The sequence below is a fragment of the Candidatus Ponderosibacter sp. Uisw_141_02 genome (assembly GCF_048087665.1).
GTDB lineage: Bacteria > Pseudomonadota > Alphaproteobacteria > Puniceispirillales > Puniceispirillaceae > UBA3439.
The window spans coordinates 1,322,612-1,334,502 of record NZ_CP159807.1; the positions used below are offsets into that span (position 1 = coordinate 1,322,612).

At 52.3% G+C, this 11,891-nt stretch carries 11 protein-coding genes; 10 read left to right on the forward strand and 1 reads right to left on the reverse strand.

Going from position 1 to position 11,891, the window contains the following annotated elements:
* The first annotated feature begins 23 nt into the window (after nucleotides 1-23).
* From rplI to ABXT40_RS06765, 9 genes are all read left to right on the forward strand, one after another.
* Nucleotides 24-617, forward strand: a complete 594-nt coding sequence (gene rplI, locus ABXT40_RS06725) for a 50S ribosomal protein L9 (protein WP_443644861.1) — start codon at nucleotides 24-26, stop codon at nucleotides 615-617.
* A 133-nt stretch (nucleotides 618-750) separates the two neighbouring features.
* Nucleotides 751-2,247, forward strand: a complete 1,497-nt coding sequence (locus ABXT40_RS06730; protein ID WP_443644862.1) for a replicative DNA helicase — start codon at nucleotides 751-753, stop codon at nucleotides 2,245-2,247.
* Nucleotides 2,248-2,253: 6 nt separating this feature from the next.
* Nucleotides 2,254-3,381 carry an alanine racemase gene (gene alr, locus ABXT40_RS06735; protein WP_443644863.1) on the forward strand — a complete coding sequence of 376 codons (1,128 nt, stop codon included), beginning with the start codon at nucleotides 2,254-2,256 and terminating at the stop codon, nucleotides 3,379-3,381.
* Between the two features lie 173 nt (nucleotides 3,382-3,554).
* Nucleotides 3,555-4,331: an MlaE family ABC transporter permease gene (locus ABXT40_RS06740; RefSeq protein WP_443644864.1), complete on the forward strand. Its 777-nt coding sequence runs from the start codon at nucleotides 3,555-3,557 to the stop codon at nucleotides 4,329-4,331.
* 2 nt (nucleotides 4,332-4,333) lie between these two features.
* Nucleotides 4,334-5,134, forward strand: coding sequence for an ABC transporter ATP-binding protein (locus ABXT40_RS06745; RefSeq protein WP_443644865.1), 801 nt, complete (start codon nucleotides 4,334-4,336; stop codon nucleotides 5,132-5,134).
* Nucleotides 5,134-6,504, forward strand: coding sequence for a DNA repair protein RadA (radA, locus tag ABXT40_RS06750; protein ID WP_443644866.1), 1,371 nt, complete (start codon nucleotides 5,134-5,136; stop codon nucleotides 6,502-6,504). The genes ABXT40_RS06745 and radA overlap by 1 nt, the downstream gene beginning before the upstream one ends.
* Before the next feature lie 58 nt (nucleotides 6,505-6,562).
* Complete coding sequence (locus ABXT40_RS06755) at nucleotides 6,563-7,201, forward strand: CvpA family protein (protein WP_443644867.1); 639 nt, start codon at nucleotides 6,563-6,565, stop codon at nucleotides 7,199-7,201.
* A gap of 191 nt (nucleotides 7,202-7,392) precedes the next feature.
* Complete coding sequence (purF, locus tag ABXT40_RS06760; RefSeq protein WP_443646976.1) at nucleotides 7,393-8,841, forward strand: amidophosphoribosyltransferase; 1,449 nt, start codon at nucleotides 7,393-7,395, stop codon at nucleotides 8,839-8,841.
* Nucleotides 8,842-8,860: 19 nt separating this feature from the next.
* Nucleotides 8,861-9,583, forward strand: a complete 723-nt coding sequence (locus ABXT40_RS06765) for an SDR family NAD(P)-dependent oxidoreductase (RefSeq protein WP_443644868.1) — start codon at nucleotides 8,861-8,863, stop codon at nucleotides 9,581-9,583.
* On the opposite strand, the gene mnmC is transcribed toward ABXT40_RS06765, so the two are convergent.
* A complete protein-coding gene (gene mnmC, locus ABXT40_RS06770) occupies nucleotides 9,578-11,497 on the reverse strand; it encodes an FAD-dependent 5-carboxymethylaminomethyl-2-thiouridine(34) oxidoreductase MnmC (RefSeq protein WP_443644869.1) in 1,920 nt (639 codons plus the stop codon). The genes ABXT40_RS06765 and mnmC overlap by 6 nt on opposite strands.
* A 73-nt stretch (nucleotides 11,498-11,570) precedes the next feature.
* On the opposite strand from mnmC, the gene ABXT40_RS06775 reads away from it, so the two are divergent.
* The gene (locus tag ABXT40_RS06775; RefSeq protein ID WP_443644870.1) at nucleotides 11,571-11,870 is read left to right on the forward strand and encodes a hypothetical protein; all 300 of its coding nucleotides are present in this window, start codon (nucleotides 11,571-11,573) and stop codon (nucleotides 11,868-11,870) included.
* Nucleotides 11,871-11,891 lie beyond the last annotated feature (21 nt).

An 11,891-nucleotide genomic window follows, 5' to 3' on the forward strand; every position in this document is an offset into this window, starting at 1 on the left:
GCCAGAATTCAGGAGACATCAAAATGCAAATCATTCTTCTTGAGCGTATCGAAAAACTGGGTCAGATGGGCGATCTCGTCAATGTGAAAACCGGTTATGCGCGTAACTTCCTCATCCCGCAGGGCAAGGCTCTTCGGGCAACCAAAGCCAACACTGAACGTTTTGAAGCCGAACGCGCCCAGCGTGAGGCCAATAACCTCGAGCTTCGTAAAGATGCCGAGACCGAAGCTGGCAAAATGAAAGACCTCGCTGTCAGCATGGTGCGCGCTGCCTCAGAAATGGGTCAGCTGTTTGGGTCAGTCACGTCACGCGACATTGCTGATGCGGTTACCGAAGCTGGTTTCACCATCGACCGCAATCAGGTGATCATGGATCGGTCAATCAAGACCTTGGGTCTTACCGAGGCACGTGTCCGGCTTCACCCTGAAGTTGTTGTGACGATTATTGTGAACATCGCCCGCTCGCTTGCCGAAGCTGAAACCCAGCTGAAAACAGGCATTGCAGTCACTGGCGAAATCACCGACGACGCGCCAGAGGCGGTTGAAGCTGAAACCGCCGAAGTTGAGGCTGCTGAAGCCGGTAGAGGCGAAGGCGAAGGCGACGACAGCGCAAGCTAGTCAGGCCAAAAATCATCTGTTCAAAACAGATCAAATTAAAACCGGAGCCCTGTCTGCGGTTTTTTTTTGACTTATCCCCAACATCCCCACATTTAACAAAGGCATTCGCCAATCCAGCCTGGTATAAAAAGCTATGGCTGATGAAAATTCCAATATAAAAACTTTTCCCGGATCTGGCGGCACACCGCCGTCACGCACGATGCCCAATAATTTGCAGGCCGAGCAAAATCTGCTTGGCGCGGTTCTGCTTGATAATAGTGTTCTTGAACGGATTGATGACCGGCTGCTTGCCGACCATTTCTATGATCCTTTTCATGGGCGCATTTTCGCGACAATGCAGCGGCTCGTCGAACGCGGACAATTGGCCAATCCGGTAACATTGAAAAGCTTTTTTACCGATAGTGACGATTTTCAAAGCGATAGCGCCGAATCTTATTTATCCGAATTGGCCGATGGCGTTATCAGCATCACGCAAGCGCCCGATTACGCCAAAATCATCCATGAAGCGCATGTCCGTCGCCAGCTTATTCTGATTGGCGATGAAGTGATTCTCGATGCCAGCCATCCCGAAGTCGACGTTCCAGCGCATCAACAGATTGAAACCGCCGAGTCAAAATTATTCCGGCTTGCCGATACTGACAGCACCAGCGTTGGCCTTCGCGGTTTTGATTCGGTTATCAGCGGCAGTATTACGCAAGCCGATCTTGCCCGCAAAAGTGACGGACATCTATCAGGCACGAGCACTGGCCTGACCGATCTCAATAATCTTCTTGGCGGTTTGCACAAATCCGATCTGATCATTCTGGCCGGACGTCCGGGCATGGGTAAAACCGCGCTTGCCACGAATATTGCATTTCACGCAGCGGTCACAACGCGAACCGGTGAAACCGCGGTTCCGGTTGCTTTTTTCTCGCTTGAAATGGCGGCCGAACAGCTTGGAACGCGTATTCTATCAGAACGGGCACAGGTTGATTCCGAACAAATCCGGCGTGGCAAGCTGAATAGCGCTGAATTTGATCAGCTCGTTAGCGCCAGCAACGCCATTTCCAGCGCCCCTTTCTTTATTGATGATACGCCATCACTTTCGGTTTCGCAGCTTGCCAGCCGCGCGCGCCGGTTAAAGCGAACCTCCGGCCTTGGGCTTATTATCGTCGATTATCTTCAGCTATTGACCCCGCAGCTTGGCGTCAAATCTGAAAACCGCGTTCAGGAAATTTCCAACATCAGCCGTACACTTAAAGCCATTGCCAAAGATTTGAACGTACCTGTTGTGGCGCTGTCGCAATTGTCGCGTGCTGTCGAAATGCGCGAAGACAAACGGCCAAACCTTGCCGATTTGCGCGAATCTGGATCAATCGAGCAGGATGCCGATGTGGTTATGTTTGTGTATCGTGAAGAATATTATCTGAACAAACGCGAACCTGAACGCAAAATGGAAGAATCCGAAGACACCTTTAATTTGCGGCATGATGATTGGCTGCGGAAAATGCAAAATTCTGAAAATAAAGCTGAAGTGATTGTCGCCAAACAGCGTCATGGCCCAACAGGATCGGTTCAGGTGCATTTTGAAAAGCGCTTTACCCATTTTACTGATTTGACTGAAAGCACCCATCTTCCCGAGGGGTTCTAGGCCATTATGACCAAACGCCAATCCGGATATGCTGATAGCACAATCACCGTCAATCTTGACGCCATTGTCGCCAATTGGCGGTTTCTCGACAGCCTATCAGCACCATCAACAAAGACCGCCGCAATGGTCAAGGCGAATGGTTACGGGCTTGACAGCGGCGCTGTTGCAACGGCTTTGGCAGCGGCAGGATGCCCGCTTTTCTTTGTGGCAAGTCTTGGTGAAGCCATCCAGTTGAGACGCCATTTCAACAAGATCGGCATAAATGATATGCCCATCATGGTTCTTCATGGCGCACAAATTGGTCAAGAAGATGCGTTGGCGGCAAATCAATTAGTGCCAGTTCTCAATGATCTTGAACAGATAAGCCGCTGGCGACTTTTTGCCAATAAGACCGGCGCGACATTGCCAGCCTTGCTGCATTTCGACACTGGCATGACGCGTCTAGGGCTTGATGCTGATCAAGCCGATTGGTTGATCCAGAATCGCGGCACGCTTGATGGGCTGGACATTGCCTATGTGATGAGCCATCTGGTATCGGGCGAGCTTGCTGATGATCCGGTAAATGCGCGGCAATTGGTCAGTTTCAATGAGTTGCGAAGCTGGTTTGCCGGTGTTCCCGCCAGCCTTGCTAATAGTGCTGGTTGTTTGCTGGGCACGGATTACCATTTCCAAATGACCCGCCCAGGAATCGCGCTTTATGGCGTTCACCCGCTTGAAACGCGGATCCCCGATCTTCAACCCGTGTTTAATTGGCAAGCGCGAATCCTGCAAATTCGTAAGGCTGCCGCGGGGGATCGGGTTGGATATGGCGGCACCTTTGAGCTGCAACGGCAATCTCGCATTGCAACCATCGGCGTTGGCTATGCTGATGGCTATCGCCGCCAGCTTGGTGGTAAAGCAACCGTTTCAATTGGCGGCAAAACCGCGCCAGTCATTGGCCGCATTTCGATGGACAGCATCACTGTCGATGTCACCGATCTTGACCAAAACAGCCTTCGTGCTGATCACGCTTCATTGATTCACGATGCCTATCCGATTGAGGCGATGGCCGCCGATCTTGGCACGATTTCCTATGAAATCATGACGACATTGGGGCAACGCGCCGATTGGCATTATCAAAGCGGTTCATTTTAATTCAGGCAAAAGCCCCCCTGCGCCCTTACCCAGGTCATTGCGATATCGTTGCTCTGCGCCCCATTTTGTATCAATTTTCAAAAAGCAAACCAATTTCCTATAGCCAAAAAAGGCAAATATCGGCATAACAAAAGCGGTCTTTTCTTCAGTTGTCCGGGACGGTTTTCAGACATATGCATGGCTTTGTCCAAAATATAGGTCGCACCGCCCTTAATTTTCTTGCCGCATTCGGCCGGATCACGCTGTTTTCGGTAACAGCGGTTCGATGGATTTTCACACCGCCCTATTATTGGCAACAGCTGCTTCGCCAAATCATTGATATTGGATATTTTTCGCTTCCTGTTGTTGGGTTGACAACACTGTTTTCAGGCATGGTTTTAGCACTGCAATCCTATACCGGCTTTGCCCGCTTTTCGGCCGAAGACACGGTAGCAACGGTCGTTGTGCTATCGGTCACACGTGAATTAGGGCCGGTTTTGGCCGGATTGATGGTTGCTGGTCGGATTGGTGCCTCAATGGCGGCCGAAATTGGCACGATGCGGGTCACTGATCAAATTGACGCGCTAGACACGTTATCAACACGGCCAATGCAATATCTTGTTGCACCACGTTTGCTGGCCGGAACGATCTGTTTACCGTTTCTGGTTCTTGTTGGTGATGTGATTGGTGTTTTTGGTGGCTATCTTGTCGGGGTTTATCGTCTTGGCTTTAATCCGTCGATCTATTTGGCGCGAACGCTTGAATATCTTGAAGTATCGGATGTAACACTTGGCTTGGTCAAAGCGGGGGTGTTCGGCTTTTTGATTGCGCTAATGGGCTGTTACCACGGCTATCATTCGGGGCGTGGTGCCCAAGGGGTTGGCCGTGCCACAACAAATGCAGTGGTGTCGGCGTCAATCTTGATCCTGATCGCTAATTACATTGTCACAACCATGTTTTTCGGGGGATAGACATGGCTGTTACCCCCAAAATTGAATTATCCAGCGTCACCAAATCATTTGACGCCAATCATGTTTTAAAGGGCATCAACCTTACCGTTGCGCCGCAGGAATCGCTTGTGATCATTGGCACATCGGGCTGTGGCAAATCGGTTTTGATGAAATGTCTGAACGGGTTGATCACGCCTGATCAGGGAAGCATCAAGATTGATGGGCAGGAAATATTGGGTCAGGGGCGAGCCGCGCTTGAAGATTTACGGCGGCGTTTTGGCATGACCTTTCAATTTGGCGCCTTGTTTGATTCGCTTCCAATCTGGGAAAATGTAACCTTTCGGCTTCGTCATCAGCAGGCGTTAGACAAAAGCGACGCCCGTGACATCGCAGCACAAACCATTACCCAGCTTGGCCTTGCCGCATCAGTCATTGATCAATATCCAGCCGAATTATCAGGCGGTATGCAAAAGCGCGTTGCTCTTGCCCGCGCCATTGTCGACAGGCCCGAGATTCTGCTGTTTGACGAGCCAACATCAGGCCTAGACCCGATTACTGGCGGGGTGATTGACCGGCTAATCATTGATGCGCGTGAACGGCTTGGCGCGACAACAGTGACCATCAGCCATGATATGGCATCGGTTCGGCGGATCGCCGACAAGGTGGCGATGGTGCATAATGGCGTGATCATCTGGGCTGGCCCTGCCGAAGCGATGAATGACAGCGGTGTTCCCGAGGTGCATCAATTTGTTCACGGCTTGGTGGAAGGCCCGCTGACAAATGAAAAGCCTGCCGCCTCACCTGCAAAAATGGCGACATCATAATGGCGCGGAATTCACTCTCATTCGTTTGCCAACAATGTGGGGCTGTTTCGCCAAAATGGGCCGGAAAATGCGATGATTGCGGCGCTTGGAACACGCTTGTCGAGGAACGCAAAGAAGCGCCATCCGGCCCGGGAAAACGCGTCACTGGCCGCCGGATTGTTCTCGAAGCCCTTAATCTTGACAACCGCCCCGAACCACCGCCGCGTATGCAATCGGGGATTAGCGAATTTGACCGTGTATCGGGCGGAGGGCTTGTACCGGGGTCGGCAACCTTGATTGGCGGCGATCCGGGCATTGGCAAATCCACATTGCTGTTGCAATTGACCTGCAAGCTGGCGGCCGCGGGGTTGAAAGCGGCCTATATTTCGGGTGAGGAATCGGCTGATCAGGTGCGCATGCGCGCCCAACGCCTTGGGCTGGCCAATGCCAGTGTCGAGCTAGGTACGGCAACAAATGCCAGCGATATCGCCGCCTCAATCGATGGCCCCGACAAACCGGACATCATGGTTATCGACTCGATTCAAACGATGTTTCTGCCAAGTCTGGACTCAGCGCCCGGCACTGTATCGCAGGTTCGCGCCACCGCGCAGGAATTGATCAGAGCCGCCAAAAACAATCAGGTGGCGCTGTTGATTGTGGGGCATGTGACCAAAGATGGTGCGATTGCTGGCCCGCGCGTTCTTGAACATATGGTTGACGCGGTTCTGTATTTCGAAGGCGATCGGTCACATCATTTCCGCATTTTGCGAAGCGTCAAAAACCGGTTTGGTGCCACTGACGAAATTGGCGTTTTTGAGATGGTTGAGGCCGGTCTTGCCGAAGTGCCAAACCCGTCCGAGCTGTTTCTTGCTGATCGCCGCGATGATGTTACCGGTGCGGTGGTATTTGCTGGCATTGAAGGCAGCCGTCCGGTTCTTGTCGAGATCGAGGCGCTTGTTGCGCCATCATCACTTGCCAGCCCGCGACGCAATGTTGTCGGCTGGGATTCAAGCCGCCTTGCCATGCTGACCGCCGTTCTTGAGGCGCGATGCGGCGTGCCGTTATCGGGGCGTGATATTTTCCTGAATGTGGCTGGTGGGCTGAAAATCTATGAAACAGCCGCTGATTTGGCGGTTGCGGCAGCGCTTATTTCATCGGTAACAGGTCGCCCCGCGCCGAAACGGACGGTGTTTTTTGGCGAAGTCGCCCTATCGGCTGAGTTGCGGCAAGTGGCACAAGCCGAAGCAAGGCTTAAAGAAGCCGCCAAGTTGGGTTTTGAAAATGCGGTCATGCCGCGCCCACGTAAATCAATTGGCAAAACCACGGGCATTTCAATGGCGCAACCAACGACCTTGGCCGAACTGATTGAAATTATGGGTGGTATAAGTTGACACTCTATCGCATAATCCGAACGGATGGCCGCAGGGTTTTTCCTGAAAAAGGGTTTTCATGATCGATTTTGCAACATTGACGTTGGTTGATTACGGCATTTTTCTTGTGTTGATATTGTCAGCGATCCTATCGACATTACGCGGCATGACCCGCGAATTGCTTGGGCTAGCTGGCTGGGTTGTCTCGATCCTTGTTGCCAATTACACCGCACCCGTGATCGAAACCCCAATCATTGATTTTCTGCAAGTCAAAGGACTTGGCGCGGCGCTGGCATGGGCTTTGCCCTTTGCCGCATCGGTTGTGATCTGGTTCATTCTGGCAAGCCTGCTAGCCCCGGGTCTGAAACGCGTTGGATTTGGCAGCCTTGATCGCTGGCTTGGCGTTTTATTTGGGTTTATTCGTGGCTTTGGACTTGTGCTGATTGTGTTTGTCGCTGCGGTCTTTGCCGCCGAAGGTGAAGATAATCTGCCCGATATTGTTACAGACTCGCAAAGCACCCCTGCTTTGAGTCGCAGCGCGCATTATTTCTCTGGTTTTGTCCCCAAAGATTACCGCGATAAATTGATTGATAATCTGACCTATCGCGCCCCTTTGAGCACAAATTCAGTATCGCAAGGCTTTGACGACCCAATCGAAGCTGGCAAAGATGCCCTTGATAACGGCATGAAACTATTAAGTGACGAAAAGGCCAATTAGCAAAACAGACATTTCGCACCAGTGCAGACATACCGCGTGACTGCGGGCCTATCCTATCATTGCAGATATATCGCATCATTGAAAATCTGGCACGCCTTGACGCGAACCAGTGTTTTGGTTGATAACCCAGCTTGTGGTGGCCGTTTGAATGGCATTTTAGCCGTCGTATTTTTAGGACATGGATTATGAGTTTGGTAACGACCAACCCTTTTGACGATGATCATTTGCAAGAAGAATGTGCAGTTTTTGGCATTTTCGGCACCGATGAGGCCAGCATCAACACCGCCCTCGGCTTGCACGCGCTCCAGCATCGGGGACAAGAGGCCGCTGGCATTGTCAGCTTTGACGGCAAAACCTTTTTCGCGCATCGTGGGCTTGGTCATGTTGGCGAAAATTTTGGCGCTGGGTCGTCACATATCGCCAATCTTGTTGGCCATGTTGCGATTGGCCATAACCGCTATTCGACCAGCGGCAATTCAAACGCATTATTGGAAATCCAGCCCTTTTCATCGGAATTGGCCTTTGGCGGCTTTGCCCTTGCCCATAATGGCAACCTGACCAATGCGGCGCGCCTACGGTCATCACTTGTTGAAACCGGAAGCCTGTTTCAATCATCATCAGACACTGAAATCATCGTTCATCTTGTTGCCAGATCACATCAAGACACGGTGACTGACCGGTTGATTGACGCGTTGAAACAGATTGAAGGTGCCTATTCACTGGTCTGTGTTGCCAAGGATATGCTGATCGGCGTTCGTGACCCGCTAGGCGTGCGGCCGTTGGTTCTTGGCAAACAGGGTGATGCCTATGTTTTGGCGTCCGAAAGCTGTGCGCTGGATATTGTCGGGGCTGAGATCGTACGCGACCTGGATCCGGGCGAAATGGTAGTTATCACCAAGGCTGGCATCAAATCAATTAAACCATTTCCAGCCAAGCAGAGCCGGTTTTGCATTTTTGAATATATCTATTTTGCCCGTCCGGACAGCGTTCTTGAAGGGCGCGGCGTCTACCATGCCCGCAAAGCCATTGGCGCCGAGCTTGCCAATGAATCGCGCGCCGATGCTGATTTGGTTGTGCCAGTCCCTGATTCGGGTGTGCCGGCGGCGCTTGGCTATGCCGAAGCAGCAAAAATTCCTTTTGAGCTTGGCATCATTCGTAATCACTATATTGGCCGCACCTTTATCCAGCCGACCCAGCAAGGCCGGAATGACAGTGTGAAAATGAAACATAATGCCAATCCGGCAACGGTTCGTGGCAAGCGCGTTGTTCTTGTTGATGATTCGATTGTTCGCGGCACAACCTCGCGCAAGATTGTTGCGATGATGCGTGCCGCCGGTGCTACCGAAGTGCATATGCGCATCGCCAGCCCACCAACGACAAACCCCTGTTTTTACGGGGTTGATACGCCTGATAAAGACCAGTTGATTGCCGCCAAGCTGGATATTGACGCCATTGCCAAGGAAATTGGCGCTGACTCACTGGCCTTTATTTCGATTGACGGGCTGTATCGTGCAATGGGCGAGGGTGGTCGCAACCCGGATGGGCCGCAATTCTGCGATGCCTGCTTTACCGGTGATTATCCAATTAAACTGGCGTCCGGCCTGTCGGGGAAACGTGTTTCCCACGGCAATAGCCGCTAGCCAACCAAACGAGTACAGCATGACTCCTGATCTTCAAGACAAAGTAATTCTCATCACCGGTGCCAGCCGTGGGATTGGCCGCGCTGTGGCGATTGCCGCAGCAAAGGCAGGTGCTGAAATCATCATGACTGGCCGGACAATGGGCGCTTTGGAAGAAGCCGACGATGCCATCACGGCCGCTGGCGGCAAAGCCACCATTGTTGAACTTGATATGGCCGATTATGCCGCCATGCCGCGTCTTGCCGTAGCGATTCATGGACGCTGGGGTCGTCTTGACGGTCTGTTGGCCAACGCGGCCATGCTTGGCCCTCTTACCCCCTTGTCACATCTTGATGACAAAATCTGGGACAGCACCATTTCGGTCAATCTGACCGCGCAATGGCATTTGATTCGCGCGATGGAACCATTATTGATTGCCGCGCCAGCTGGACGCGCTGTTCTGGTCTCATCGGGAGTTGCCGAGAGAATTGCTCCATTCTGGGGGCCTTATGCCATTTCCAAGGCTGGGCTAGAGGCAATGGGGCGGGTTTGGGCTGGTGAAACCGAGCAAACTAATTTGCGAATCAACATGATTAACCCGGGCGGCACGGCAACCGGTATGCGGGCATCAGCCTTTCCGGGTGAAGATCCAGATTCGCTGCCACAGCCAGATGATATTGCACCGGCCTTTTTGACGCTTCTTAGCCCCGAATGCACTGATCATGGCAAGCGGTTTGAAGCCCGCAGCATGTTAGGCCTATAGGCGGCTTGCCCGCAGGCGAAACCGGTAAGGGTCGAGCCCGCGCCTGATATCACGCGTAAGCGTGACCGGCGTTCCTAATATTTCTGCAGCAAGCATATCGCCAAGCAATGGCGCCAAGGTCAAACCGCGCGCACCAAGCGCACCCAAAATGAATAAATCATCATTGATCTTACCGCAAACCGGATTGCGATCGGCCGTGCTGGCACGCCTGCTGACCCGCGCCCCATAGCTGGCAGGATCGGGCAAGCTGTCACCAAGCCCATGCGGCAAAAGCTGTTTATTATGAAGATGCGCACTTGCCAAAATTTCAATATTGCCCTCGCGGTCAAAAGTGGCACCCAGCTCGTGAAAGCCATCTTGTGCCGGCGTCAAATAACCGCCAAAGCTAATGCCTGCCCGCAATCCGGCAAGGGCGGCAGTTTCAGGAACATGGCTAACCTGCCCCGATGTAACATCAATGGCAATGCCCTGAATGGCCAGCATTCGATGCAAAACCCCCAAATCTGCCCCAGCAGCAACAACAAGCTGATCACATGTTAATTGGCGACCATCATCGGCAATAAGGTGATATTTTCCATCGTCACGGCGCATGCCAACGACGGAAAAACCAAAATGTGTTTCAGCGCCTTTGGCAAGATGCTTTGTCAGGCATATTGGGTCGATCACCCGCCCCCAATGATGCACAACACCGCCAAGTGAAAGATCAATGCCAGCCTCAGATGATGCCGCCTTGGCATCAACAAATTGCATTAGATCATCTGGCCAGAATTGGGTGCGAAACTTTGCCTGACGCACGGCTTCACGATCTGGCCAATCAAGCGAAATTACCCGATCCGCAACAACCGCAAGCGCAGCATCACTGCATCTTGCCGCAAAGGACAGGCAATCAGCCGACATTCGGCTTGCCACATTGTGATCAACGCTCAGGCGCGGGCTTTGCAGGGCCAACCGGTTGCCCGATGCACCGCCAGCAAGCCGGTCGCGGGCGTCAATGATATGCGGGGTTATGCCCCGCGCCACAAGCCCCGCCGCCACCGAAGCCCCAGCAATGCCACCGCCAATGATTGCGATGTCCCGATTTTGTGCGGCCGGCTGCGGCGTTAAAATACCCGTGCGCATGCGGCCAACAAGCATATCGCGTTTGCGGCCAAATCCGGGGCGTTTTTCAAGCTCAAAACCAGCTTCGGCCAACCGCTGGCGAACGGCACTGGCAACGGTAAAAGTGGCAAAGCTGCCCCCTGCCCGTGTTAAACGGCCAATCGCCGTCAATAAATCTTGATTCCATAATTGCGGGTTTTTGGCTGGCGTAAACCCATCTAGAAACCACGCATCAGCTGCAAAATCGGCCTTTGCCACCGCATCATTGGCATCGCCATAAATCAGATGCAAACGTAATCGGCCATGCAGGAAATCACGGCGATGCAATCCGGGCCATTGCGGTGGTAAGGCGGCAATCAGATCATCGCTATGGCGTGCCAGATCGGGAAATGCCTGATGGCTTTGTGCCATGACGACGGCTGGCAAAGGCCGTGATTCGAATGAAATATAGTCAATCTGGCACCCCGCTTGACTGTGTTCGAGTTTACTAGACTCAAGTAAGGCCATCACCGCCAGAAAATTCAACCCCGTGCCAAATCCGGTTTCGGCAATGGTGAATTGGGGGGCGGCGGCAATTCTGCCAGCAAGGTCATTCCCATCAAGAAACACATGACGCGCCTCGCCAAGCCCATCATCGGTCGAAAAATATAAATCGTCAAAATCATCAGCACGCAACACCCCGTCACGATGCGACAAGGGGGCAGATGTTAGCCGGTAATCAGCGGAATGATGCGTCGCAGGATCGGTCATGCCGGTAATCTGCACCCGCGACACACAAGCCGCAAGCAATTGACCACTTTTTTTACAAAAAAACACCGGCTTTAACCTTTTATTTTGTTTTACCCCCTATTCTGTAACGACCGGATTAAACCGCAAGATGTGGTGTGTCATGCTAACCCGCATTGGACTTTTCATATTGCAGCAATTTTTGCATATCGGCTGTCTTCGTATCGTGATTGCTAATTGCCCCACCCACAGCCAGAAGGGTGAATTAGCCGGACCTGAGGTGACGATTCATTTACAGAATTACCGCCTGTTCTGGCGTATTTTGCTCAAGCCTGATCTTGCCATTGGCAAAAACATTGACTGGCAAGGATGGGGCTATTTGCCGAGACCTATCTTGCCTTTTGTAAATTTTTTAATCTTCCCGGACGCACTAAACGCAATGTCGCGCATCATTATGATCTAAAAGACAGTTTATTTGACCAGT